The 25,637-nt window shown below is 70.7% G+C and carries 23 protein-coding genes; 2 read left to right on the top strand and 21 right to left on the bottom strand.

Annotation, left to right across the window (positions count from 1 at the left end; translation table 11 throughout):
• Nucleotides 1–4 precede the first annotated feature (4 nt).
• The 11 genes from CcI156_RS10110 to rimP all read right to left on the bottom strand — a co-directional run bounded on the left by CcI156_RS10110 (nucleotide 5) and on the right by rimP (nucleotide 12,732).
• Entirely contained in the window at nucleotides 5–2,194 is a 2,190-nt protein-coding gene (locus CcI156_RS10110) for a polyribonucleotide nucleotidyltransferase (RefSeq protein WP_076805412.1), read from the bottom strand.
• 285 nt (nucleotides 2,195–2,479) lie between these two features.
• Nucleotides 2,480–2,749, bottom strand: coding sequence for a 30S ribosomal protein S15 (gene rpsO, locus CcI156_RS10115; RefSeq protein WP_011437932.1), 270 nt, complete (start codon nucleotides 2,747–2,749; stop codon nucleotides 2,480–2,482).
• A gap of 184 nt (nucleotides 2,750–2,933) precedes the next feature.
• Nucleotides 2,934–3,863: a bifunctional riboflavin kinase/FAD synthetase gene (locus tag CcI156_RS10120; protein ID WP_076805413.1), complete on the bottom strand. Its 930-nt coding sequence runs from the start codon at nucleotides 3,861–3,863 to the stop codon at nucleotides 2,934–2,936.
• Nucleotides 3,864–3,929: 66 nt separating this feature from the next.
• Nucleotides 3,930–4,913: a tRNA pseudouridine(55) synthase TruB gene (gene truB, locus CcI156_RS10125; protein ID WP_076805414.1), complete on the bottom strand. Its 984-nt coding sequence runs from the start codon at nucleotides 4,911–4,913 to the stop codon at nucleotides 3,930–3,932.
• Complete coding sequence (locus tag CcI156_RS10130) at nucleotides 4,910–6,034, bottom strand: bifunctional oligoribonuclease/PAP phosphatase NrnA (protein ID WP_023840216.1); 1,125 nt, start codon at nucleotides 6,032–6,034, stop codon at nucleotides 4,910–4,912. Before CcI156_RS10130 ends, truB begins: the two co-directional genes overlap by 4 nt.
• Before the next feature lie 61 nt (nucleotides 6,035–6,095).
• On the bottom strand, nucleotides 6,096–6,602 hold the full coding sequence (gene rbfA, locus CcI156_RS10135) for a 30S ribosome-binding factor RbfA (protein WP_011437936.1): 507 nt from the start codon (nucleotides 6,600–6,602) through the stop codon (nucleotides 6,096–6,098).
• A complete protein-coding gene (locus CcI156_RS10140) occupies nucleotides 6,595–6,993 on the bottom strand; it encodes a DUF503 domain-containing protein (protein WP_076805468.1) in 399 nt (132 codons plus the stop codon). Before CcI156_RS10140 ends, rbfA begins: the two co-directional genes overlap by 8 nt.
• Nucleotides 6,994–7,071: 78 nt before the next feature.
• Nucleotides 7,072–10,302 (bottom strand): translation initiation factor IF-2, encoded by a 3,231-nt coding sequence (gene infB / locus CcI156_RS10145; protein WP_076805415.1) that lies wholly within the window; start codon nucleotides 10,300–10,302, stop codon nucleotides 7,072–7,074.
• Nucleotides 10,303–10,584: 282 nt separating this feature from the next.
• The gene (locus CcI156_RS10150) at nucleotides 10,585–10,854 is read right to left on the bottom strand and encodes a YlxR family protein (protein WP_076805416.1); all 270 of its coding nucleotides are present in this window, start codon (nucleotides 10,852–10,854) and stop codon (nucleotides 10,585–10,587) included.
• Between the two features lie 7 nt (nucleotides 10,855–10,861).
• Nucleotides 10,862–11,959 (bottom strand): transcription termination factor NusA, encoded by a 1,098-nt coding sequence (gene nusA, locus CcI156_RS10155; protein ID WP_076805417.1) that lies wholly within the window; start codon nucleotides 11,957–11,959, stop codon nucleotides 10,862–10,864.
• Nucleotides 11,956–12,732 carry a ribosome maturation factor RimP gene (gene rimP / locus CcI156_RS10160; RefSeq protein ID WP_023840219.1) on the bottom strand — a complete coding sequence of 259 codons (777 nt, stop codon included), beginning with the start codon at nucleotides 12,730–12,732 and terminating at the stop codon, nucleotides 11,956–11,958. Before rimP ends, nusA begins: the two co-directional genes overlap by 4 nt.
• Nucleotides 12,733–13,051: 319 nt before the next feature.
• On the opposite strand from rimP, the gene CcI156_RS10165 reads away from it, so the two are divergent.
• Both CcI156_RS10165 and CcI156_RS10170 read left to right on the top strand, forming a co-directional pair.
• A complete protein-coding gene (locus CcI156_RS10165) occupies nucleotides 13,052–13,765 on the top strand; it encodes a hypothetical protein (RefSeq protein WP_023840220.1) in 714 nt (237 codons plus the stop codon).
• Nucleotides 13,762–14,286, top strand: a complete 525-nt coding sequence (locus tag CcI156_RS10170) for a DUF4439 domain-containing protein (RefSeq protein ID WP_011437943.1) — start codon at nucleotides 13,762–13,764, stop codon at nucleotides 14,284–14,286. Before CcI156_RS10165 ends, CcI156_RS10170 begins: the two co-directional genes overlap by 4 nt.
• Before the next feature lie 31 nt (nucleotides 14,287–14,317).
• Here the strand turns inward: CcI156_RS10170 and CcI156_RS10175 are convergent, their stop codons facing one another.
• The 10 genes from CcI156_RS10175 to rlmN form a co-directional block, all read right to left on the bottom strand.
• A complete protein-coding gene (locus tag CcI156_RS10175) occupies nucleotides 14,318–14,773 on the bottom strand; it encodes an Rrf2 family transcriptional regulator (protein ID WP_076805418.1) in 456 nt (151 codons plus the stop codon).
• 153 nt (nucleotides 14,774–14,926) lie between these two features.
• Entirely contained in the window at nucleotides 14,927–15,964 is a 1,038-nt protein-coding gene (locus CcI156_RS10180) for an ABC transporter permease (RefSeq protein WP_076805419.1), read from the bottom strand.
• Complete coding sequence (locus tag CcI156_RS10185; protein WP_076805420.1) at nucleotides 15,954–16,751, bottom strand: ABC transporter ATP-binding protein; 798 nt, start codon at nucleotides 16,749–16,751, stop codon at nucleotides 15,954–15,956. The genes CcI156_RS10180 and CcI156_RS10185 overlap by 11 nt, the downstream gene beginning before the upstream one ends.
• Before the next feature lie 157 nt (nucleotides 16,752–16,908).
• Nucleotides 16,909–17,982: an ABC transporter substrate-binding protein gene (locus tag CcI156_RS10190; RefSeq protein WP_011437947.1), complete on the bottom strand. Its 1,074-nt coding sequence runs from the start codon at nucleotides 17,980–17,982 to the stop codon at nucleotides 16,909–16,911.
• Nucleotides 17,983–18,223: 241 nt separating this feature from the next.
• Nucleotides 18,224–19,075, bottom strand: coding sequence for a GNAT family N-acetyltransferase (locus CcI156_RS10195; RefSeq protein ID WP_076805421.1), 852 nt, complete (start codon nucleotides 19,073–19,075; stop codon nucleotides 18,224–18,226).
• Between the two features lie 13 nt (nucleotides 19,076–19,088).
• Nucleotides 19,089–20,243 carry a flavodoxin-dependent (E)-4-hydroxy-3-methylbut-2-enyl-diphosphate synthase gene (gene ispG / locus CcI156_RS10200; RefSeq protein WP_011437949.1) on the bottom strand — a complete coding sequence of 385 codons (1,155 nt, stop codon included), beginning with the start codon at nucleotides 20,241–20,243 and terminating at the stop codon, nucleotides 19,089–19,091.
• Between the two features lie 109 nt (nucleotides 20,244–20,352).
• Nucleotides 20,353–21,537 carry an RIP metalloprotease gene (locus CcI156_RS10205; protein WP_076805422.1) on the bottom strand — a complete coding sequence of 395 codons (1,185 nt, stop codon included), beginning with the start codon at nucleotides 21,535–21,537 and terminating at the stop codon, nucleotides 20,353–20,355.
• Nucleotides 21,538–21,568: 31 nt separating this feature from the next.
• Nucleotides 21,569–22,849, bottom strand: coding sequence for a 1-deoxy-D-xylulose-5-phosphate reductoisomerase (gene dxr / locus CcI156_RS10210; RefSeq protein ID WP_011437951.1), 1,281 nt, complete (start codon nucleotides 22,847–22,849; stop codon nucleotides 21,569–21,571).
• A gap of 161 nt (nucleotides 22,850–23,010) precedes the next feature.
• Nucleotides 23,011–24,333 (bottom strand): PHB depolymerase family esterase, encoded by a 1,323-nt coding sequence (locus CcI156_RS10215; protein WP_254847364.1) that lies wholly within the window; start codon nucleotides 24,331–24,333, stop codon nucleotides 23,011–23,013.
• Nucleotides 24,320–25,585, bottom strand: a complete 1,266-nt coding sequence (gene rlmN / locus CcI156_RS10220) for a 23S rRNA (adenine(2503)-C(2))-methyltransferase RlmN (RefSeq protein ID WP_076805424.1) — start codon at nucleotides 25,583–25,585, stop codon at nucleotides 24,320–24,322. The genes CcI156_RS10215 and rlmN overlap by 14 nt, the downstream gene beginning before the upstream one ends.
• Between the last annotated feature and the right edge of the window lie 52 nt (nucleotides 25,586–25,637).

The raw sequence follows: 25,637 nt of genomic DNA on the forward strand, positions 1-25,637 counted from the left end.
GCCGTCAGGAGGCGGCGGCCGCCGCGTCGGCGGCTTCGGCGCTCGGGGACAGGCTGATCTTCCCGCGGCTGTCGATCTCGGTGATCTCGACCTGGAGCTTCTGGCCCACCGTCAGGACGTCCTCCACCTTCTCTACCCGCTTACCGCCGGAGAGTGTCTTGAGCTTGCTGACGTGGAGCAGGCCGTCCCGGCCCGGGGTGAGCGAGACGAAGGCCCCAAAATTGGTGATCTTCACAATCGTCCCCAGATAACGCTCGCCGACCTCGGGCATCTGCGGGTTGGCGATCGCGTTGATCGCCGACCGGGCGGACTCCGCCGACGGACCGTCCACCGCGCCGATGTAGATCGTCCCGTCGTCCTCGACGGTGATCTCGGCACCGCTGTCCGCCTGGATCTGGTTGATCATCTTACCCTTGGGTCCGATGACCTCCCCGATCTTGTCCACCGGGATCTTGACGGAGATGACCCGCGGGGCGTGAGCGGACATCTCGTCCGGGCTGCCGATGGCCTCGGCCATCACGTCGAGGATCGCGAGCCGCGCCCCGCGCGCCTGCTGGAGCGCCGCGGCGAGGACCGAGGCCGGGATGCCGTCGAGCTTGGTGTCGAGCTGGAGCGCGGTGACGAAGTCCCGGGTGCCGGCGACCTTGAAGTCCATGTCCCCGTAGGCGTCCTCGGCCCCGAGGATGTCGGTCAGGGTGACGTAGGAGTCGTCGGCGTGGATGAGGCCCATCGCGATCCCGGCRACCGGCGCCTTGAGCGGTACCCCGGCGTTGAGCAGCGACAGGGTGCTCGCGCACACCGAGCCCATGCTCGTTGACCCGTTCGAACCCAGCGCCTCGGATACCTGCCGGATCGCGTAGGGGAACTCCTCGCGGCTGGGCAGCACCGGGAGCAGGGCCCGCTCGGCGAGTGCCCCGTGGCCGATCTCTCGGCGCTTCGGCGAACCGACGCGGCCGGTCTCGCCGGTGGAGTACGGCGGGAAGTTGTAGTTGTGCATGTACCGCTTGGTGCGGTCGGGGTTGAGCGTGTCGACCGTCTGCTCCATGCGCAGCATGGCCAAGGTCGTGACGCCGAGGATCTGCGTCTCGCCCCGCTCGAACAGCGCCGAGCCGTGTACCCGCGGGATGTAGTCGACCTCGGCCGACAGCGCGCGGATCTCGGTTGYCGAGCGACCGTCGATGCGCACGCTCTCGGTCACGATGCGGGAGCGGACGAGCTTCTTGGTCAGCGCCCGGTAGGCGGCGCCGATCTCTTTCTCTCGCCCCTCGAACTGGGAGGCCACCTTCTCGGCCGCGAGCTGGCGGACCCGGTCGAGCTCGTTCTCGCGCTCAGCCTTGCCGGGGATGCGCAGCGCGGCGGACAGCTCGTCGCCGATTGCCGCGGACAGCGCGTCCAGCACGTCGTCGTGATAGTCGATGAAGACGGGGAACTCCCGGGCAGGCTTCGCGGCGAGCGCGGCCAGCTCGCTCTGGGCCCGGCAGAGCTCACGGATGGCGGGCTTCGCCGCCTCGAGGCCCGCGGCCACGACCTCCTCGGTGGGAGCCGGCGCGCCGTGCGCGAGCAGCTCGACCGTGCCCGGGGTCGCCTCGGCCTCCACCATCATGATCGCGACGTCCGAGCCGTCCTCGATCACCCGACCGGCCACGACCATGTCGAAGGTCGCCCGAGCGAGCTCCGCATGGGTCGGGAAGGCGATCCACTCGCCGTCGACGAACCCGACCCGGGTCGCACCGATCGGCCCGGTGAAGGGCAGGCCGGACAGCGTCGTCGACGCGCTGGCCGCGTTGATGGCGACCACGTCGTAAAGGGTGTCGGGATCCAGGGCGAGCACGGTGGCCACGACCTGGATCTCGTTGCGCAGCCCCTTGGCGAACGACGGCCGCAGCGGCCGGTCGATGAGCCGGCAGGTGAGGATCGCGTCCTCGCTGGGGCGGCCCTCCCGCCGGAAGAACGAACCGGGGATGCGCCCGGCCGCGTACATCCGCTCCTCGACATCCACCGTCAGCGGGAAGAAGTCGAGCTGTTCCTTGGGCTGCTTGCTGACCGTCGTCGCCGAGAGCACCATCGTGTCGCCCAGGTAGGCGACGGCGGAGCCGGCGGCCTGCTTGGCGAGACGTCCGGTCTCGAACCGAACCGTCCGGTCTCCGGCYGGGGTCGCGATGACCGCTTCGGCCGCATGTGTCGAGTCGTCCACTCGAACCACTCCATCCTCTTCCTCGGCCGGATCCACGCGGCCGAGCCTCTTCTACGGCCGGGTCCACGCCAACGAGGATGCCGGTGCTCAGTCGAAGTCCCCGGGTCCGGTGCCCGTACCCATCCCGGCGACCACGACCGAGGACCGGCGGCTCGCACCACCACGGACCCGGCCAGGTCCTCCACACCGCCGAGCGGACGACTCCGCCGACGGCTCGACGCATTCGGTACCTACCCCCGATGCGTCAGAGGGAGCGTCCCACCCGGGCCGCTCCCCCTCTTCGCGCTACCGCCGTAGCCCGAGTCGCTCGATCAGAGCGCGGTATCGGTTGATATCCGTCTTCGCCAGGTAGTTCAGCAGCCGTCGGCGACGGCCGACGAGCAGCAGCAGACCGCGGCGGCTGTGGTGATCGTGCTTATGCACCTTGAGATGCTCGGTCAGGTCACTGATCCGACGGGTCAGCATCGCGACCTGCACCTCGGGCGAGCCCGTGTCCCGCTCGACGGTGGCGTAATCGGACATGATCTTCTGCTTGACGTCGCTCGCGAGCGGCACGCTCCACCTTCTCCTTCTGTTTCGGGACGGCGCGCGTCCGGGGTCTTCCCCACCCGGATCGATCACCGGACCTCGGCATCATCGCCGTCCGGTCCGGACACACCGCACCCGCCTGACCGGGAAGCCTATCAACCCGAGGAGAGCCGCTCGGCCACCGGCGGWGTTCAGCCGAGTTCAGCCGAGTTCAGACGAGCAGGGTTGCCGCGCGGGTGGCCTCCACATCCGCGGCCATCTGGGTGACGAGCTCGGCCACCGAGTCGAAGCGCAGGGTCGGACGCAGCCGATGGGTGAACTCGTAGGCCATGTACTCGCCGTAGAGATCCTCGTCGAAGTCCAGGAGAAACGCTTCGACGCGCMGGTCGCGTCCCTCGAACGTCGGATTCGTACCGATCGAGATGGCGGCGGGCTGGCGGCGGCCGGACCAGCAGGCGAAGCCCGCGTACACGCCGTCCGCCGGAACGGCGGCCCACGGCGTCACCTGGATGTTCGCCGTAGGATAGCCGATGGTGCGGCCACGCGCGTCGCCGTGCACGACGACACCCTCGACCCGATGCGGCCGGTCCAGCGCGGCCGCCGCAGCCGCCACGTCGCCCTCGGCCACCCGGGCACGGATCGCCGTCGAGGAGAGCACCTGCTCGCCGGAGCGGACGAGACGGACCCCGTCAACCTCGAATCCCTCCCGGGCGCCCGCCTCCGACAGCGTCGCGAGCGTCCCGGCGGCCCGGTGACCGTAGGTGAAGTTCTCCCCCACCACGACCACGCTCGCCCGCAGCCGCTCGACCAGTATCCCGTGCACGAAGTCAGCCGGGGAGACCCGACTGAACTCCAGCGTGAACGGCTCGACGCAGAGCGCGTCCACCCCGGTCCCGGCCAACAGCTCGGCCTTGAAACGCAGCGTCGTGAGCAGGGCGGGATGGCTGCCGGGTCGCAGCACCTCACCGGGATGCGGGTCGAAGGTCAACACCAGCGAACGCTCACCGCGTTCCCGCGCCAGCCGGACCGCCCGGCCGATGATCTGCCGGTGCCCGAGGTGCACCCCGTCGAAGAAGCCAATCGTGACGACCCCGCCCCGCCACTGGACAGGCGTGTTCTCCGCCCCTCGCCACGTTTGCACGTGCGAAGCCTAGGACATTCTCGTGGGGCGCTGTCGGGCCACCGAACCCCGGCCGGGGCCGCCGGACTAGACCGGGGCGAAGACGACGAGCGACCGGACCGCATGCTCGGTCTCCTCGACCAGGGCCAGCACGGTCCCGTCGGGACCGAAGACGCCGTACGTACCCGGCCGTCCCACCGGGGGCAACCGTCGGCCATGGGACACGTCCGCTGCCGCCTCCGCCGTCACGTCGCGGCGCAGGAAGCCGGCCGCGACCGCGTCGGTCAGCGATGTGACCGCCCGCGGCCCCAGCTCGGCGAACGTGTCGAGAGTCACTGCGCCCGCCAGGTCGAAGGGACCAACGGCGGTGCGCCGCAGGGCGGTCAGATGCGCCCCGCAGTCCAACGCCGCCCCGAGATCACGGGCGAGCGCCCGCACGTATGTTCCACTGGAGCAACCGACCGTGACCTCCAAATCGGTTCCGRCCGGGTCCACCGCCCCGTCGCCCGCGGCCCGCCGCGCCAGCAGGTCGAAGCGGTGGACCGTCACCCGGCGTGGGGCGAGATCGACCACCTCGCCGGCCCGGACCCTGGCGTACGCGCGTACCCCGCCCACCTTGACCGCGCTCACGCTGGCAGGAACCTGGTCGAGCACCCCGGTAAGGGCGGCCATGGCCCGCGTGAGCCGGTCGGCGTCGACGTCCACCGGACGGTCCTCGACCGGCGCGCCCTCGGCGTCGTCGGTCGTGGTAGTCCGGCCGAGCCGGATCGTGGCGTCGTACACCTTGTCGGTGAGGGCGAGATGTCCGAGCAGGCGGGTTCCCCGGCCGGCTCCCAGCACCAGCACGCCCGTCGCCATCGGATCGAGGGTGCCCGCGTGGCCGATCCGACGCTGCCCGAGAATGCGCCGCGCCCTGGCGACGACATCGTGCGACGTCCAGCCGGCCGGCTTGTCCACGACGACGAGCCCGTCGACCTGTGGCCCGGGACTGGGACCGGGACCGGATCCCCGGCGGGATGCGGCTCCCCCCGGCCGCGCGGATCCCCGGGTGGATCCCCCCCGGGTGCTCACCGCGGGCTCCGGACCGCGTTCCTCGGGCCACCCGGGCCGCGCGGATTCTCCGGAGTCCCCGGGCCCCCCAGGCGCGGAGCCCGCGCCAGCGCGTCCCGAAGCACGTCCATCAACTCGTCGAGCGTCGTCCCGCAGGAGAATCCGGCGGCGAAGCGATGGCCGCCACCACCGAGAGCCGTACAGACCGCGCCGACGTCAACGTCCCCCTTGGAACGGACCGAGACCTTCCAGACGTCACCATCCTGCTTGCAGACAAGGGCGACCTCTGCCTCCGACACGGTGCGCACCGTGTCGATGAGCCCCTCGATCTCGTCGTACTCCAGTCCCGCGGCGCGCAGATCGGCCTGGCCGCACCAGGACCAGACGAGGTCGTACTCGGGCTCCAGCCGGACGCGGCCGAGAACCTCCCCGAGTAGCTTGAGATAGCCGAAGCGGTGGGTGTCCCACAGGGCACGGCTGATCAGGTCGGGACGGATGCCCGTGGCCACCAGCCGGGCGGCCAGCTGGTGCACCGCCGGTGTCGTCGCGGCGAAACGGAACGATCCCGTGTCGGTTACCAGACCGGTGTAGATCGCTGTCGCGATGTCCCGGTCGAGCCGCACGCCCAGGGCATCGACGAGGTCGATGACCATGGCGCTGGTCGAGGCCGCCTCGGGGTCGACCAGATTGAGATCGCCGAACCGGGTGTTGGAGGCATGGTGGTCGACGACCAGGACCCGGCAACCGGCCGTGGTGCTGGCGAGCCTGCCCAGCCGGGACCGGCTGCCGGCGTCCAGGGTCACCACGAGACCCGGCCGGCCGGTGACGGCCTCGGGGGCCACCAACAGATCCTGACCGGCGAGGAAACGAAGCACCCGGGGAACGACGAAGGGATCCGCGTCGAAGGACACCCGCGGCCTTCCGCCCAGCGACCGCAGCGCGAGCCCCAGCGCCAACGCCGATCCGAGACTGTCCCCGTCGGGGTTCACGTGGGCGATCAGCAGGATGTCGTCACCGGCGTCGATCGCGCCGGTCAGTGCGGTCACCGCGGCCTGGAAATCACCGGTCGGACCGGCACCGTCCGGGCGGGAGCGGTTGACCGACGCCGCCGGCGGGCCCGCGAGATCGGTCGCATCGCTCATCGTCAGTTCCCATCGCAGCTGTCTCGTGCCTGTCACCGCGGTGTCCCGGGCCCGTACCCCGTCATCCCTCCTGCCGGGCCGTCCCGCCGTACTCGTCCACCTCGCTCAGCTCATCCACCTCGCTCAGCTCATCCACCTCGCCGGCGGCGGGGCGCGGCCGGCGGTAGGGATCGTCGTCGCCCGCCGGGCGAGCATCCCGACGGACCTCGGCCAGATACGCGTCGCGTTCCCGGGCAACGCTGATCAACTTCTCCAGATGCTGGGCGTCGTCGGGAAGTCGGTCATGAACGAAGGTGAGCGTCGGGGTCACCTTCACCCCCGTGGCCCGGCCGACCTGGCTGCGCAGCAGCCCCCGGGCGGATTCGAGCGCCTGGGCCGACGCCTGCCGCGCCGTCTCATCGCCGTAGACGGTGTAGAAGACCGTCGCGTCGACCAGATCCGGCGTCAGCCGCACATCCGTGACGGTCACCATGCCGAGTCGAGGATCCTTGACGCCACGCTCCAGCGTGGACGCCACAACCTCGCGGATACGCACGGCCAGYCGCCGTGCCCGGGCCGGATCAGCCACCGTCCACCTCCTCGTTCGCCGGTCCCGCCGGCGKCACGCTCACCGCGGCAGATGCACCGGGTGCGTGCGGTTCACCGGGTGCATGCGGTTCGTCGTCCGCGTCGTCCGCCGAAAAGTAGCGCGCCCGCGCGGCGAGGACCTCGACGTCCGGTCGCTGGGCCACCAGATGCTCGCAGGAACAGAGGACCTCGACGCAGTGCGCCCGGTCCGCGGCGACGACCGCCATCCCGATCTCGGCTCGCCGGTGCAGATCATGATGGCCGGTCTCGGCCACGCTGAGGGCGAAACGGCGACGCAGCTCCGCCACGATCGGCCGCACCACCGACCGTTTCTCCTTCAACGAGTGCACGTCACCGAGCAGCAGATCAAGGCTGAGGGTTCCGATCCACATGGTCGTCTCCCGCCGCCGGGCACACACCGCCGGTGACGATCGGGCAGACAGCTCGATCGTCACCGGCCGCGGACGTGCTCAGGCGCGGGGAACCTCCCGTTGCTCGAACGTCTCGATCACGTCATCGATCTTGATGTCGTTGAACGACCCGAGACCGATACCGCACTCGTAGCCCTCGCGGACCTCCGTCGCGTCGTCCTTGAAACGCTTGAGCGACTCGACCGTGAGGTTGTCGGCCACGACGACGCCGTCGCGGATGAGCCTGGCCTTGGTGTTCCGCCGGATGACGCCGGAACGGACCAGAGAGCCGGCCACGTTGCCGATCCGCGGCACGCGGAAGACCTCGCGGACCTCGGCGGTACCGAGCTGCGCTTCCTCGTAGACGGGCTTGAGCATGCCCTTCAGGGCGTTCTCGATGTCCTCGATAGCCTGGTAGATCACCGAGTAGTACCGGACCTCGACGCCCTCACGGTCGGCCAGCTCCGTCGCCTTGCCCTGCGGCCGGACGTTGAAGCCGATGATGATCGCGTCGGACGCCGACGCCAGCATCACGTTGGTCTMAGTGATCGCGCCGACCCCACGGTCGATGATCCGCAGACCGACCTCGTCACCGACATCGATCTTGAGCAAGGCGTCCTCGAGCGCCTCGACCGAACCGGACACATCGCCCTTGAGGATGAGGTTGAGCTGGGTCTTCTCGCCCTCCTTCATCCGCTCGAGGATCGTCTCCAGCGTCGGACGGCCCCGGCTCAGCGCCAGCTCCGCGTTACGCTCGCGGGCCTGACGCCGTTCGGCGATCTGACGGGCCACCCGGTCCTCGGGCACCACCAGGAAGTTGTCACCCGCGTCGGGAACGCTGGTGAACCCCAGGACCTGGACGGGTCGGGCCGGGCCCGCCTCGACCACCTGACCACCGTGTTCGTCGAGCATCGCCCGAACCCGACCGAACGCCTCGCCGGCGACGACCGAGTCACCGACCCTCAGCGTGCCGCGCTGGACCAGCACGGTCGCCACCGGACCCCGGCCCCGGTCGAGCCGACCTTCGATGGCGACACCCTGCGCCTCGACCTCGGTCGGAGCCCGCAGGTCCAGGGATGCGTCGGCGGTCAGGACGATCGCCTCGAGCAGGCCGTCGATGTTCGTCCGGTTGCGGGCGGAGACGTCAACGAACATCGTGTCGCCGCCGTACTCCTCCGCCACCAGGCCGTACTCGGTGAGCTGACCCCGCACCTTGGCCGGGTCGGCGCCCTCCTTGTCGACCTTGTTGACCGCCACCACGACCGGGACGCCGGCCGCCTGGGCGTGGTTCAGCGCCTCGATGGTCTGCGGCTTCACCCCGTCGTCGGCGGYCACGACCAGGACCACGATGTCCGTCACCTGCGCACCGCGGGCCCGCATGGCCGTGAAGGTCTCGTGGCCCGGAGTGTCGATGAAGGTGATCGGACGCTCGTCGCCGTCGACCTTGGCCCGCACCTGGTAGGCACCGATGTGCTGGGTGATACCACCGGCCTCGCCCCCGACCACGTCGGTGGAGCGGATGGCGTCCAGCAGTTTCGTCTTACCATGATCGACGTGACCCATGACGGTCACGACCGGCGGCCGGGAGCTGAGCTCGACGTCGTCGCCGTACTCCCCGCCGAAGGAGAGGTCGAAGCTCTCGAGAAGCTCCTTGTCCTCGTCCTCCGGGCTGACGATCTGGACCTCGTAGCCGAGCGTGACACCCAACAGCTGCAGCGTCTCGTCGGTGCAGGACTGGGTCGCGGTCACCATCTCGCCGAGCTGGGTGAACACGACCTGGACCAGAGCGCCCGGGTTCGCGTCGATCTTGTCGGCGAAATCGGCCAGCGAGGCGCCACGGGGAAGCCGGATGGCCTGCCCGTTGCCGCGGGGCACCATCGCGCCCATGCGCGGCGCTTCGAGCCCGCTCTCCCATTCCTGCCGCTTCGCGCGCTTGGACTTGCGCTGGCGACCGGGGCGACCACGGCCACCGGGGCCGAAGGCGCCCGCCGTGGTCCCACCGCGGCCACGGCCGCCGGCCGCGGGACGACCGGGCGCACCGCCACCGCCGCCACCACCACCGGGACGACCGGGCGCACCACCACCGCCGCCACCACCACCGGGACGACCGGGCGCACCACCCCGCCCGGCGAATCCGCCGGGACGCGGACCGCCGCCACCGCCGGGACGACCGGGCGCGCCACCACCGCCGGGACGACCGGGCGCGCCACCACCGCCGGGACGACCGGGCGCGCCACCACCGCCCGGGCGTCCGGGAGGGCCACCGGCGGGCCGAGGCTGGAACATGTTCGCGTTGGGGCGCGGCCCCCCGGTGCCACCTGGGCGGGGCGGCATGCCGCCCCCCGCTCCTGACCGTGGACCGCCGGGACGTGGTGGCATCCCGCCGGGAGTGGGCCGTGGACCACCGGCACCGGTGCCACCGGGGCGCGGTCCACCCGGCCGGGGGGTACCTGGCCGGGGGGTACCCGACCGCGGGGCGCTGGGCCGGGGAGTGGGCGTCGATGGCGGACCCGACTGCCCGGCCGACGGACGCGGCCCAGCGGACGGACGCGGCCCAGCGGACGGCGTCGTGTAGGGGTTGTTACCGGGCGCAGCCGACCGGGGTCCGGGACGCGGCCCGGGCCGGGGGCCGCCTGCGGTCGGACCGCCAGCGGTCGGACCGCCAGCGGTCGGACCGCCTGCGGTCGGACCGCCAGCGGTGGGACCCGAGGGAGGAACCGGGGTGCCGGGACGCGGACGGCCACCGCCCTGCGGGGCACCGGGACGCGGCGCGTTCGGCCCGGGTCGCGGCCCGGAGGGAGCGGACGGCACGGACGGCATCGGCGGCGCGGGCACGGCGGAGGCCGCGGCCGGACGGGGAGCGGCGGGTGCAGACGTCGGCGAAGCCTGCACCGGGGAGGCCTGCACCGGCGAAGCCTGCACCGGGGAGGCCGGTAGCGGCGGGGACGCGGGCGAGGGGGACGGCGCCGGGGTCGCCGGACCGGGCCGGCCGAGGGGACCAGGCCGCCCGGGAACCGGGCGCGGACCGGGCCGAGGCGCCAGACCAGGACGGGACGGCGGGGTCGGACGAGCGCCGCCACCCGGCGGTCCCGGACGGCTGGTGGCCCGGCCCGGGGAAGTGGGTGCGCCGTCGGCGGGGAACGCTTCCTTCAATTTGCGGACGACGGGTGCCTCGACAGTGGACGAAGCGGACTTCACGAACTCGCCGAGATCCTTGAGCTTGGCGAGCACGGTCTTACTGTCGACACCAAGCTCCTTGGCGAGCTCGTGTACGCGGGCCTTTCCTGCCACGGTGCTCCTTCGTTCGGCCCGCGGTCCGTGCCCGCGTGACCTCGTTACCTGCCGGTCGTGATCATGGCTGGGTGCTCATTGAGCGGTCATCGCTGTCTCGACCTGCTTCCCTGTCGACGTCTGTTGGCGCCGCCTGTGGGAGCGGATGCCGCTGGCGCGGGTACCCACTCCGTCTGACCCGGCCGGCCCGCTGCCGCGGTCCGCCCGTTCCATYCATCCATCTTTACCTGGTATCTCCCTGTGCCTGGCGCGACTACGGCGGACCGCTCCCGKAGGGACCGGCTACCGCGGGCGAAACCGCTCCAGATACAGCCTGACCTGCTTCGACCCGAGCGGGCCTGACACCCGCAGTGCTCGTGAGAACGCCTTGCGACGCTCCGCGAGATCGAGGCACGCAAGATCAGGATGCACGTGCGCACCCCGACCACGCATCCGACGACGAGCATCCGGCAGAAGCTCGCCGCCTTCTACGACGATACGCAGTAGGTCAGAACTCGACGCACGGCTTCGGCATCCGACACAGGTACGGACGGGCTCCRCACGACGCGCCATCGTAAGTCTATCCCGCCTGGCCCCGAGAATGGCCACCCGCGGCAGGTGATCGCCGCGGCACCGTAGCTGGTCCCGATCGTCGAGGCGCTCCAGCGGAGTCCMGTTCGGATCCGCTCCCACCGCCCTCGCCGGAGTCCTCGGTGTCAGAGTGGATGTCGATGCGCCACCCCGTCAGCCGGGCGGCGAGGCGGGCGTTCTGCCCCTCACGCCCGATGGCCAACGACAGCTGGTAATCGGGCACCACCACCCGCGCCGAGCGGCTCGCCGGATCCGTCACCTCGACCCGGGCCACCCGGGCCGGAGACAGCGCGCTCCCGACGAAGGTTGCCGGGTCGGCCGACCAGTCAACGATATCGATCTTCTCGCCCCGCAGTTCGGCCATGACGGCACGCACCCGGCTGCCCATCGGCCCGATGCACGCGCCCTTGGGGTTGACCCCGGCCACCCGGGACCGCACCGCTATCTTGCTGCGATGCCCGGCCTCGCGGGCGATCGCGGCGAGTTCCACGGTGCCGTCGGCGACCTCGGGCACCTCCAGCCGGAACAGCCCCTTCACCAGCTCGGGATGGGTGCGGGACAACGTCACCGTGGGTCCGTGCGGCCCCCGCGCGACGTGCACCACATAACACTTGATTCGGTCGCCGTGCTCAAGCCGCTCGCCGGGGACCTGCTCGGCCGGCGGCAGGACACCCTCGACGGTGCCGAGATTGACGAGCACGACCCTGGAGCCGGCCCGCTGTTCGTGATGTTGCACCACACCGGAAACGATCTCGTGCTCCCGGTCGGCGTACTGGCCGTAGGTGACCTCCTGCTGGGCCTCGCGCAGCCGCTGCATGATCACCTGTTTGGCGGTCATGGTCGCGATCCGCCCGAAGTCCGCCGGGGTGTCGTCGTACTCCCGGCTGGTGCCGTCCGGGCCCTGTTCCCGGGCAAGGACGGAGACATCTCCGGTCGTCCGGTCGATCACCACCCGGGCGTCCTGCGCGGACCCGGCCGTGTGGTGATAAGCCGTCAGCAGGGCCGTCTCCATCGCCTGCACCAAGGTGTCAAAGGCAATGTCCTTCTCCCGCTCGATTYCGCGCAGCGCGGCCACGTCGAGCTTCACCGGGTCATCTCCTTACCGGCCGCGCCCCGGGGGCCGGCCTCCCGGCCGTCGTCATTGGATTCCCTCCCCGGCGCCGCCGGAAGATCGTCGTCCGGCTCTCCGTACCCGAGATCGGCTGTCTCGCCGGGTTCCACCAACACGGCGGACAAAGACGGCGTCTCCACCGACTCGATAGAAAGATCATCATACGCCTCGGCCGAGAACTCGACCTCGACGGTAGCCCGGGCCACCTGTGCGAAGGTCACCCGCGCGAGCCGCCGACGCGGGGGGCGTCCGGGCCGCGCGGGATCCGTCGCCACCGCCAGATCCGCCCCCGATTCGTCGGCGGACAGGACACGCCCGGCGAGGACGATGCCGTCTCGATCACGTACCGTGACAAGCCTGCCGATCGCGCGGCGCCAGTGCCGAGGCTCGGTCAGCGGCCGTTCGACGCCCGGTGAGGTGACCTCGAGAACATAAGGCCCGGCGACCAGGCCCTGGCCGTCGGTCTCGGCGGCGTCAAGCAGCTCGGAGGCGAGCCGGCTGGCGTCCGCGACCGCGTCCAGGTCGACTCCTCCGTCGCGGTCCACCACCACCCGCACCACGCTGCGCGATCCGGCCCGTGTGACCGTCACATCCTCGAGATCGAAGCCCGCGTCGGCGAGGCCAGCCGCCAGCCGAGCCCGCAGCGCCGTCCGAACGCCGCCGCGCCCGCGGGCCGATCCGGATGGGCTCCGGTCACGCGCGCGGCCGGCCTCCCCCGCCCCTACCACTTCGACCGTCCCTTCCCGCATCCGCGATGYCTGATCATCCGCCGAACCCACGACGTCGCTCCCCACGCCGTAGGCCGGCCGCTACGTTGTCATCCCCCGGGGGCGATACCCAGGTTCGGCCGGCGCCATCAAGCCGTGCGACCCTCGTCGACCCGACCCGCGGCACCGTCGAACAGCGAGGACCGACCGCCGACGGTCCCGCCGGGCTGGGCCGCCCCGGGGCGACGGCATCCCGRGTGAGATCCATAGCCTACGTCCGCCCCGACCGGGGTCCGTCGCGACCCGGGGGTAACCGGATCAGGCCGCGCGGACCACACGGCGCTCCGGAMGACAGCAGGGGATGTGCAAAGCTGCGACGGTGGATCCGGCGAACCTCACCCACGCCTCCCGACGACGGCTCCTCACCGGGCTGACCAGCCTTGCCCTTACCGGATTCGCCGGATTTGCCGGATTCGAGGCCGCCGGCTGCAGCACCACGGTCACGACGAATCGGACCGGTCCCGCGGTGGGTCCGGACGGCGACGACCGCCGGGCGGCGAGGGCCGCCGCCGTCCGGGCGGCCGCGCTGGCCGCGGCGTACCGGACGGCGGCCGAGCGCCACCCGTCCCTGCGTCCCCTGTTCGACACGCTGCGGGCCCATCACGAGGTCCAGCTCCGGACCTTGGCCGAACAGTTCCCGGGCTCCGCACCGGCCACCCCGACCCAGGCGACCACCCCGACCCAGGCAGCCACCCCGACCCAGGCAGCCACCCCGACCCAGGCAGCCACCCCGACCCAGGCAGCCACCCCGACCCAGGCAGCCACCCCGACCCAGGCGATCGGGCGTGACGGCGCCGGGACGGCGGGAACGGCGCAGCTCGTCAACGAGTCACCCACGGCCCGCGCCGCCACCCTCGCCTCCCTGACCGGGATGGAGGGTGCGGCGACGAACGCCGCCCGCACCGACTGCCTGCGCGCGGGCGGTCCGCTCGCGTCCCTGCTGGCGAGCATGTGCGCCGCCGGGACCGCGCATGCGGAGCTGCTGGCCCTCGCTGCGAGCCGGGTGTCCGGATGACCGCCGACACACCATCGGGCGATCCGGCGTCGGCGACCCCCACGGAATCGACCGCCGCAACCGAGCACCCGGATCCCGCGGGCGTCGCGGCACTGGTCACGATGCTCACGGCCACGCATGCCGCGGTCTACGCCACCGCGGCGGCAGGAGGTGCCGTCGCGCCGCTCGGCCCGGCCGCGGCTCAGGCGCGCGAGCTCGCGCGACTGAGCTGTCTGGCGCACCAGGCGCTGCGCGACGACCTCATCACCGCGATCCGGGCCCGCGGCGGGGATGCGCCACCGGCACTGCCCGCCTATCGGCTCCCCGTCGCGCCGGAGGGCATCGGGGCGGCACTGGCCCTCCTGGCCAGGATCGAGGACGCCTGCGCCATGGCGGCCCACGACGCTGTCGCTGTGCTCGTCGGGGACGTCCGTGCGCTGGCTCTGGACGCGCTGACCGGCACCGCCGTACGCGCGCAGCGGGCCCGCATCGCGGCCGGCATGCCGCTGGCAGCCGCGAGCCGCGCGCTACCGGGGACATGACCTGGCGTCCAGGGAGGCCGGGCCGCTCCCGTCAGCGGGTGACCCACGCGTCGGGATCGCAGCCGAGGGTGGTCACGATGTCCGGAAGCTGACCACTCGCCACGTCGGCGAGGGTCACGGCCTCCAGCACCCGCCGCAGGTTCACTCGAACCGCGATCCACACATCCTGCAGGTGCTTGGYCGCGCCGTCGTAATTCGTGTCCTCAGGACGCCGGCCCCGCACGCTGGCGAGCGGACCGTCGGTCGCCCGGATCACCGTGGCGATGGTGATCCGCTCGGGGGGAAGGCTCAGCTGGTATCCCCCGTCCGCGCCCCGGCGGCTCTGGACCAGCCCCGCCCGGCGTAGATCGGTGAGGATGTTCTCGAGGAAGCGCAGCGGCAGATCCTGCGCCGCGGCAAGCGCCTCGCCCTTGACGAGCCGACCGTTGCTCGCGGCCAACGTCAGGAGTGCGCGCAATGCGTAGTCGGCGCGAGCGGAGATCTGCATGCATCCATTTTGCCGCCGGTCCTCGCCGAATGGGTGGGCCGGGTCGGCACCGGGCGAGGCACGGCCCCGCGCCGACGGGCGCTGTTCCCGCCGCCGGCTCGGCCAACGAACCTGCCGGCCAACGAACCTGCCGGCCGGGGAATCGGGACTTCCTCAGCCAGCCCTCTCGGGACGGGGGGCGTCCGTGCCGCCTCCGGCGGAGGAGGTGGCCGTGGTGGCGGCCGCGGCGGACCCGTCGGCGCTGCCGCTCCGGCGACGCCGAGCTGCCCGGACCGCCGTCGTACCCTCCGCAACCAGCCCACGGCGCTGCCGCATCCGCTGGTCCGCCGCGTTGAACCCGGCGTCGATGAGCACCCCGATCACGAAAATCGTGATCATCGAGGCCAGTACCCCGACCGTGTCGAGTAGTTCGCGGGCATTCTGCAGGTCAGCTCCGACGGACGGATGCCCCGGAACGATGACCAGCAATTCGCCGGCCATCAGGCTGCGCCAAGCGAACGCCCAGCCCTGCTTCAGGCCCGCGAGCACCGAGGGCAGGRCCGCCGGTACCACGACGTACCGGTAGAGGGACAGGCTACGCGCGCCCATGCTGCGGCCGACCTGGACCAGCAGAGGCGGCACGTAGTCCACGCCGTAGATGACGCCGTTGGCCACCGAGGGCGCCGCCCCGAGCACCACCACGAACATGATTGCGGACTCGCTGAGCTTGAACAGCAGGACGGCGAGCGGGAACCAGACGATCGAGGGCATCGTCTGCACCGCGGTGATGAACGATCCCACCGCGGTACGCAGGACTCCGAAGCGGGACACCGCGATCCCGACCACGGTGCCGATGAGCACGGCGAGAGCGTATCCCTCCAGGGCCCGGACCAGGGTGCGGGCGAGGGCGTCCCAGAAGTGTCCGCTGCCCAGCTGGTCGACGAACTCGCCCAGTGCCTCGCCCGGGCCGGGCAACACATAGCTGGGCTTCCAGCCACTCCAGACGACGATCTGCCAGAGCAGCAGGAACAGGAGCAGAGCGCCGAGCTTCGGCCAGCTGGCCGCCCAGACGCGGACCGCGAACGRCCGCCGTTGCGCGGTCGGGATGTCCAGCGCGTCGAGGCCGGCGAGGGCCGTGTCGACGTCGAAGGACTTACCCGCCTCGCCGAGCAGGACACTCTTATCGCTGGAGACGCTGACGTCAGTGGCCATGGCGGCCGACCTCCTCGCGTAGCCGCGCGGTCACCTTGGTGGCGAGCTCCGAGACGTGGGTGGAGTCGATCCGGCGGGGGCGGTCGAGGTCGACGTCGAAGATCTCCGCGACCCGGCCAGGCCGGGAGGACAGCAGCACGATGCGGTCACCGAGCCGGACCGCCTCACGCACATCGTGGGTGACGAAGATGAYGGTGACCCCCGTCTCCCGCCAGATCCGTTCAAGTTCGTCGTGGAGCAGATCGCGGGTCATCGCGTCGAGCGCACCGAACGGCTCATCCATGCACAGGATGTCGGCCTCCTGCGCGAAGGCCCGAGCCAGGCTCACCCGCTGGCGCATGCCGCCGGACAGCTCATGGGGGCGCTTCGCGGACATACCGGCGAGCCGGACCATCGCGAGCAGACTCTCGACCCGGTCCCGCCGCTMGGCCTTGCCGATCCCCCGCAGCCGCAGCGGCACCTCGACGTTGCCGCCCGCGGTCAGCCAGGGCAGCAACGCCGAGTCCTGGAACATCATCCCAACCCGCCGGCCGGTGGTGTCGACGACGCCCACAGACGGCTGGTCGAGACCGGCGACCAAGCCGAGCAGGGTCGATTTCCCACAGCCGGACGCGCCGAGGAGACAGACGAACTCGCCCGCCCGGACGTCCAGGGAGACGTCGTCGAGCGCCTTGACGCTGGCGGGCCCGGATCCGAAGACCCGACTGACGCGGTGGATGCGCAGCGCGGTGTCGGCGGGTACAGCGGTGTCGGCGAGTACAGCGGTGTCGGCGAGTACAGCGGTCATGGTTCATTCCCCCGTCGCGGTGTATGCGGCCGGTGTGCATGGACGGATGGACGGACGGACCAGGCCGGGGCATCGATGATCGACACCCCGGCCTGGTCGTCGCCCTGTGGTCTCGGACCGAGGTTCAGCCGGCCCGGCTACCGCCGGGTGCCGCGGGTCAGGAGTCGGCGACCGTCGGTTTGCCCTGCTTGGCGAGGATCTCGTTGAGGACCGTCAGATCGAACAGACCGTCGAGCTTCGGGTTCTTGATGAGGCCGAGCTCCTCCTGGTGCTTTGCCGAGGTGAACAGGGACGCCGCGATCGGGTCCGGAGTGAAGGTCAGCCCCTTCCAGGCCAAGGTGAGGATCTTGTCGGACAGCGGCTTGCCGCTCAGCTTGCCCAGCGCCGTGTTGGTGACCTTCGCGCCGGCGTCACGGTCGGCGTTGAGCGCGTTGATCGATTCCACATTCGCCGTGATGAGCCGGCGGACGATCTCCGGGTTCTTCTTCAGATAGTCCGTGCTCACCAGAAGCACCGTCGTGACGAACTGGCCCTTGGTCTCCGGCCACTCGTCGGCCTCGTCGACGAGCACCTTGCCCCCCGCTGCGACGAGYCGGGAGGCCGTCGGCTCGGGCACCCAGGCCCCGTCGATGGCCCTGTTGGCGAAGGCGTCCACCGTCACGGTGTTGTCCTGGGGCTTGATGGAGACATCACCCCCACCCTGGGTGTCGGTCTTCAGCCCGTTCTTCTTGAGGAAGTACCGCAGCGCCACGTCCTGGGTGTTGCCCAGGCTCGGGGTGGCGAGCGTGGTGCCCTTGAGCTGCGCGACGGAGGTGATCTCAGGCTTGACCACCAGYGACGCACCACCCGAGGTAGCGCCGGAGACGATCCGCACCGCCTCCCCGTGCGACTTGATGAAGCTGTTGACCGCCGGGTTGGGACCGATATAACCGGCATCGATGGCGCCGGACAGAATCGCCTCCGCCTCCTGCACGCCGGAGTTGAAGGTCGATGTCTTGAGCGTGACTCCAGAGCCGAGGTCCTTGGCGAAGATCCCCTTCTCGGCGCCGTAGAGAGCTGGCGCGTGGGTGAGGTTCGGGAAGTACCCGAGCCGTAGGGTGCCGGTGATCTGGCCGTTCGAGGCGACCGTCTGGGAGTCCCCGTCGTCACTCGAGCAGCCCACCACCGCCAGTACAAGCGCCCCCGCGGCGATGAGTGGCGTCGCTGCACGCCACAGTCTGCTCGGCCTCATAGATACCCCCTCACGCGGGCTGACACCCGCGCCATGCAAGTCGATCGAAGTCATCGGGATGGTAAGCATGCCAGATGGTGCCCATCCTGGCCAGGTGGCTTCATCACGATGACATCGATCTGCAATATCTTTGACCAGACAGGAGCACATATCCGACAAAACAGACATTTTTTTCGCTGGAGCGCAGAGGCCCCGGACACCATAGGAGCGGGTCCGGGACGCTCTCAGACCGGGATCGACCTCAGAACAGGATCGACGCGAAGGTCCCGACCCGCTGAAAGCCCACCCGGTCGTAGACTCGGCGGGCGGCATGGTTGAAGTCGTTGACGTACAGGCTGACCCGCGGGGCGAAGGCGGCCCGCGCCAGCGCGACCACGCTCGCGGTTCCCGCGGCGCCGAGGCCGCGCCCACGCAGCGCCGGGTCGACCCAGACGCCCTGGATCTGGYAGACGTCGCCCGCGACGGCGCCGATCTCGGCCTTGAACAGCACCCGGCCGTCGGCGATGTGGGCGAAGGAACGCCGCTGACCGACAAACTCGGCGACGCGGGCGCGGTAAAGGGCGCCGCCGTCGGCGAGCACCGGGGACACCCCGATCTCCTCGGTAAACATGGCGATGCAGGCCGGCAGGATGACGTCCAGCTCGTCCGGGCGCACCGGACGCACCGCCGGATCGGGGGCGACCCGCGGCGGGCGGTCGATCACCAGCAGGGGCTGGTCGGCCCGTACCTCTCGGGCCCGCCCCCAGGTCGGCTCCAGATGCTTCCACATCGCCGTCACCGAGGAGGAGACGCCGACGATGGACGAGCAGCGCCGTCCCTGCCGGCGGGCCCGCTCGGCGAACAGTCTCGCCGAGGTGGGGCCCGCCGCCACGGGCCAGAGGTTGGCGCCGGAATAACACAGGGCGACCAGGCGGCCGTCCACGGTGTGCCCCCACATCTCGGCGCCGAGACGCCACGGGTCGAGCCCCGCCGCCTCGACCCGAGATGCGACGAACACATCGGCGACCGGGTTGCGGGCCAAGAGCTCGCGGACGGCCGGAAGATCCCTGTCGTCAAGCAGACGGGTCGGCGCGGACCGCAGAGGTAGGCCCATCCGGTCGAACCGGTTAACCCACGGAAACCGAGGGTTCGCCGGACGGGGTGCCGTCCGCCGCCATCTCCTCGGCCAGCCGCATGGCTTCCTCAATGAGGGTTTCCACGATCTGCGCCTCCGGAACGGTCTTCACGACCTCACCTCGGACGAAGATCTGACCCTTGCCGTTCCCGGATGCGACGCCGAGATCGGCCTCCCTGGCCTCGCCCGGCCCGTTCACGACGCAGCCCATGACGGCGACGCGCAACGGGACCTCCATGCCCTCGAGACCGGCGCTGACCTGATTGGCAAGGGTGTAGACATCGACCTGAGCCCGACCGCAGGAAGGGCAGGATACGATTTCGAGCTTACGCTGCCGAAGTCCCAGGGACTCCAGGATCGCGGTGCCGACCTTCACCTCCTCGACCGGCGGTGCCGACAGCGACACCCTGATCGTGTCACCGATTCCCTCGGCGAGCAGGGCCCCGAAGGCGACCGCGGACTTGACCGTGCCCTGGAAGGACGGTCCGGCCTCGGTGACACCGAGGTGCAGCGGGTAGTCGCAGGCCTGGGCGAGCAGCCGGTACGCCTGGATCATGACGACCGGGTCGTGGTGCTTCACCGAGATCTTGATGTCACGGAAGTCGTGCTCCTCGAACAGCGAGCATTCCCACAAGGCCGACTCCGTCAGCGCCTCCGGCGTGGCCTTGCCGTACTTCGCCAACAGCCGCTTGTCGAGTGAACCCGCGTTGACCCCGATCCGGATCGGAACGCCGGCGGCCTTCGCCGCGCGAGCAATCTCCCCGACCTTGTCGTCAAAAGCCTTGATGTTGCCGGGGTTGACCCGGACCGCGGCGCAGCCCGCGTCGATCGCGGCGAAGACGTACTTGGGCTGGAAGTGGATATCGGCAATCACCGGGATCGGGGACTTGCGGGCGATCGCGGCGAGGGCGTCGGCGTCGTCCTGGCTTGGCACCGCGACCCGGACGATCTGGCATCCCGACGCTGTCAGCTGTGCGATCTGCTGCAGCGTGGCGTTGACGTCCGACGTCAACGTGGTGCACATCGACTGAACGGAGACCGGAGCGTCACCCCCGACCAGGACGTTGCCCACGTGGATCTGCCGGCTGTGCCGCCGCGTGCCGAGCGGACGGGCCGGAGCGGTTGGCATGCCCAGAGTTACGGTCACGTTGTCCTCACTGGCGAATCGGAGACGAAGATCGACGTGCGACTGACTCGGCCTGTCGGCTGCAGGAGGCAGGGCAGAATGGCACACCGTCGCGCATGTTCATACGAAATTACTGATTCAGGCGAATGGGATTGACGATGTCGGCGGACAGGACAAGCAGACTGAACCCGAGCAATACGACGACCGTGGCGTACGTGGCTGGTAACAGTTTGGCGAAATCCACCTTCTGCACCGGACCGCGATAACCCCGGAGCCTGCGTAGACCGTGCCGGGCCTGCTCGAAGCCCAGCACGGCAATATGACCGCCGTCCAACGGGAGTAGGGGCAACAGGTTAAAAATTCCGACCGCGAGATTGATCGCGGCGACCAGAATGAGAAGGTTCCGCACCCGSTCCACGGCCGAACTGCCCTCGGCCGAGACCACGTCACCGCCGATACGCGCCGCTCCCACCACGCTGATGAAACCCTGGGGGTCGCGGTTGTCGCTGAAGATATTACCGATATCACCGATCCGGCGGGTCAGCGTTTCGTACATGCCGGTGAACCCGGACCCGATGACATCGAAGGTGCGGGGCACCGCTTCGATCGGGTTGTAGTGCACTGTCTCGGTTCCCGGTTTGACGCCCAAGGCGCCGACCCGGTCGTCGCCCGCCTGCCCGGTCTCCCGATCGCGCCGGACCTCCACCAGGTTCGGCGTGAGAGTGAGGGTGCGGCCGTCCCGTTCGACGACCATCACCGCAGGCCCCGCTCCGTGCGCACGCACCTGCCGGGTGAACTGCGTCCAGGTCGTGACCGGAACTCCGCCGAAGCTGACGATCCGGTCACCCGGCCGCAGACCGGCCGCCGCGGCCGGCCCCGGTCCGGAACAAGTCGCGGTCGTGGCGATGCAACTCGTCGCGCCGACCCTCGACTCGCTGATCGTGGTCGTGCCCAGGACAACGAGCACTCCGTAGACCAGCACGATGGCGATGACGAAATGCACGAAGGAACCGGCCGACATGACCACGAGCCGGGCCCGCGCCCGCGCATTGTGGAAGGCGCGGGGTTCATCGGCCGGATCGATCTCCTCGAGCGGAGTCATCCCCTCGATCTTGACGAAACCGCCGGCCGGAATGGCCTTGACACCGTACTCGGTCTCCCCCCGCCGCCGGGACCAGATGGTCGGCCCGAAACCGACGAAGAACTTGGAGGCCTTCATGCCGTAGTGCCGGGCCGTCACGAAATGCCCGGCCTCGTGCGCGACGACCGACACCAGCAGGGCCAGTGCGAACGCCGCAATGCCGAGAAGCTCCATCAGACCGCCCCCTCGGCGCCGGGGGGGCGGCTCATACCGTGTCCCGTTCGGTCTCGCGCCGGATCAGCCGCCCTGCCGCCGCCCGCGCGGCTCGTTCGGTGGCGAACACCTCCTCCACCGTGGGATGATCGATCACTTCGTGCTCGGCGATGACCTCGGCCACCAGGTCGACGATACGGATGAAGGGCAGCCGCCCGGCGAGGAAGGCCGCCACCGCCTCCTCGTTCGCGGCGTTGAAGACCGCGGGGGCGGTGCCGCCGCGCCGCCCGGCTGTGCGCGCGAGCTCCACCGCCGGGAACGCCACCTCGTCCAGCGGTTCGAAGGTAAGCGCCTGCGCCCGCGACCAGTCCATCGGCGGCTGTGCCTGCGCCACCCGGTCCGGCCAGCCGAGCGCCAGCGCGATGGGCAGTCGCATGTCCGGTGGGGAGACCTGAGCGATCGTCGAGCCGTCGGTGAACTCGACCATCGAGTGCACCAACGACTGGGGGTGCACGACGACCTCGATGTCGTCGTAGGGAACCCCGAAGAACAGGTGCGCCTCGATCAGCTCAAGCCCCTTGTTCATCAGGGTCGCCGAGTTGATCGTCACCAGGGGTCCCATGTCCCAGGTGGGATGGGCCAACGCCTGCTCCGGGGTAACGGCGGCAAGCTCGTCGCGGCGGCGCCCGCGGAAGGGACCTCCGCTGGCGGTCAACACCAGTTTGCGTACCTCGTCCCGCCGCCCGCCACGCAGGCACTGCGCCAGTGCGGAGTGCTCGGAATCCACCGGCACCAGGCGGTCGGGGTCGCCACCGAGCGCGTCGAGCACCAACGGCCCCCCGGCGACCAACGATTCCTTGTTCGCCAACGCCACAGTCCGGCCGGCGGCCAGCGCCGCGAGCGTCGGGGCCAACCCGACCGAGCCGGTGATGCCGTTGAGGACGATGTCGCATGGCCACGCCGCGATCTCGCTCGCGGCGTCGGGACCGGCGAGAATCTTTGGCACGGGGAACTCACCCCGACGGTAGCCACGCCGCGACGCCTCGGCGAAGAAGGCCAGCTGGAGGTCCTGAGCGGCCGAGGCCGCCGCCACTCCCACGGCCTGGACGCCGAGGTCCAGTGCCTGAGCGGCGAGCAGGTCCACCCGGGACCCGCCGCCCATCAACGCCACCACCCGGAACCGCTGCGGGTTGCGGCGTACGACATCTATTGCCTGGGTTCCGATCGAACCGGTGGACCCGAGCAGGACAACCTCACGCAGGATCGAAGCCTCCACCACGTCACCTATTCTCTCAGGCCCACCGACCGCTCGACGCCGCCCTGTTCGGTTCATGACAGGTGCCACCCGAAGATGCGCAATGGGTCCAGTGACAACTACGTTTCGTCAGGTCTGGTGGGCAGGACTTTGCGGTCGCCGCCCACCCCGATCGGCCACCCCGATCGGGGTGGCACGTCGGCCCGGTCGGTCACGTCGACGACGGCTCCGACGTCTACTCATCCCCGGCCGGGTGAGGAAGAAGGTGTGGCGCCGGCTGCCGGCTGCCCGGACGGTTCGGCACGGGGGGCGGCATCCGGGGCGGCGGGCGACGCGGGCGTGGTGGCAGGTCCGGAGGATGCGGCGGGTCCGGAGGATTCAGCCGACGGTGCCGCGGGAGTCGGACTGGTGGCGACGCCCGGGCCGGCGGGACCGGCGGAGACGGCGGGAGCGGGCAGGCCACTTGTCGCGGGCGTAGGCGTGTAACCGAAATAGGTCAACGCCACAATGGTGGCACTCAGGCTGACGGAGGTCGGACCCAGCGCCGGGCGTGCCTGCGCCCCCGGCCAGGTGTGCCCCGCGCCCTGCATGGCTAACAGTCCGACATCGTGGCCGGCTGGGCAGCCGCTCCACACGGTGCGCTGCCAGGCGGCCGTGTCCCGGGAGGTCTGGCGGGCTCCGCCGCAGCCCAGAGCGGAGGCGTACCGGGCGAGCCGGTCTTCCACGGGCTGCGCGACGACCCCGGTGAAGGGGGCCGGTCGCGGAGCACCTCCGCYGGCATACGGTGCGATCTGGTCCGAGGTCCCATGGATCTCCAGGACGTTGGTGGCGGGCTTGGCGCAGGAGCCGGGCAGCACGCTCGACCCGACGGTCACCGCCGCCGCAAGACGGCCCGGCAGCGCGCAGGCCAGCGTGAGCACCATGTTCGCGCCGTCACCGTAGCCCACGGCGAAGACGCGTCCCGCGTCCAGGCACATCTGACCGACAAGGTCGTTGAGCAGCGCGCCGACGAAGAGTACGTCGTCGGGTCCCACCGCCTTCGATCTGGTGAAGTTCCACCGCATCTGCGTCCCGATCGGGGCGGCRACCACGAAGCCCGCCTTCGTCCCCTGATCGGCGAGCCGCGTGTACGCTTCCAGATCTTCCGGCGTCTGATTCAGATCATGGAAATTTAAGATCAGTGGTAGTGGCCTGGCCCGTGGACCCGCGGTCGGTACGGCGAGGACGTAGCCGCGCTCGGTTCCTCCCACCCGCAGCGTGCGGGTACCGATCCCGGACGGCAGGGTCTTCCCGGTGACGCAGCCGCTCTCGGGGGGTGGTGGGACCGTGGGCAACGGTATGGCCGACGCCACGGCGGCACCGGCGGCACGACCGCCGGATGCTCCGAGAGCGGCCTGGGTCGCCGAGGTCTTCGCCGGCCCCGGCTCCTGGGACATCGCGTACCACAGGAGCAGCAGCAACACTCCGGCGGCGGCCGTGATCGGCAGCCATACGGTGTTCGTCGCCCGGATACCCGGCCGGGAGGCCCCCCGGCGTCGACTCGTCGGACTACCGAAGGACACGGTCACCGTCAGGCGTCGTGCTCCCCACGGCACCGAACTCGACGAGACGGTCGGATCCGACCTGCTCCGGCCGGTCCCTCCGCTCCGGCTTCCCGGCCGGCTCGGCCGCGAGCTGTCCGCAGGCTGCCGCGATCTCCCGGCCCCGGGTGTCGCGCACCGTCGTCACGATGCCGCGGTCACGGAGCCGGCGGACGAACGCGCGCTGGCCGGCCGGGGCGCTGGCGCGCCACGAGGATCCACCGGTCGGATTCAACGGAATGAGGTTCACATGCGCGAGCCGGCCGACGAGCAGGTCCGCGAGGGCGTCGGCGCGTCCCACGTCATCGTTGACCCCGTCGATCAGCGCGTACTCGACGCTTACCCGTCTGCCGGTCATCTCGGCGTACTCCCAGGCGGCCGCGAGCACCTCGACCACCGGCCAACGGGTGTTGATGGGGACGAGTTCGTTCCGTAGAACGTCGTCCGGGRCGTGCAGGGACACCGCCAGAGTCACCGGCAGGCCCTCTCCGGCCAGACGACGAATCGCCGGAACGAGGCCGACGGTGCTGACCGTCAGGCCGCGAGCCGACAGGCCCAGGCCGTCGGGGGGGTGAGCGGTGAGGCGGCGTAGCGCGGCGATCACCGCGGCATAGTTCGCCAGCGGCTCGCCCATCCCCATGAAGACCACGTTCGACAACCTGGTCTCGCCGCCCGCGAGCTCACGGCGCCGGAGAACCCGGGYGGCGTGCACGACCTGTTCGACGATCTCCGCGGTCGACAGGTTGCGGGTCAGCCCCCCCTGACCGGTGGCACAGAACGGGCAGCCCATGCCGCAGCCCGCCTGGCTCGACACACAGACCGTCGCGCGATCCGGATATCTCATGATCACAGACTCGAGAGAAGCGCCGTCCACGGTCCGCCATGCCGTCTTGCGGGTCAGACCGTCGTCGCAGCTCAGCGTCCGCACCGGGACGAGCAGCCTCGGCAGCAGGGCGTCGAGGAGCGGCTGGCGGTCCCGCTCCGGCAGGTCGGTCATCGCCTCGGGCTCATCGGCGGCGATCAACCGCGCATAGTAGTGCCGGGCCACCTGATCGGCGCGGAAGGCCGGCTGCCCCAGCGACACCGCGACGTCACGCCGTTCCTGCCGGGTCAGGTCGGCGAGGTGACGCGRCGCTCGGCCCACTCGCCGGGTGAGTGTCAGCCGCACGGGCCGGCCCGCCTCGGCGGTCGGGGGCTGGTCCGGACGTCCGGATTCGGCGGTCGTGGCAGTCATCGCGGATCCAGTCTGCCAGGTGACCGCGACCGAGACGAATGCACTGATCTGT

Origin of the sequence: Frankia sp. CcI156 (assembly GCF_001983015.1) — a bacterium.
Taxonomy (GTDB): Bacteria; Actinomycetota; Actinomycetes; order Frankiales; family Frankiaceae; genus Frankia; species Frankia casuarinae.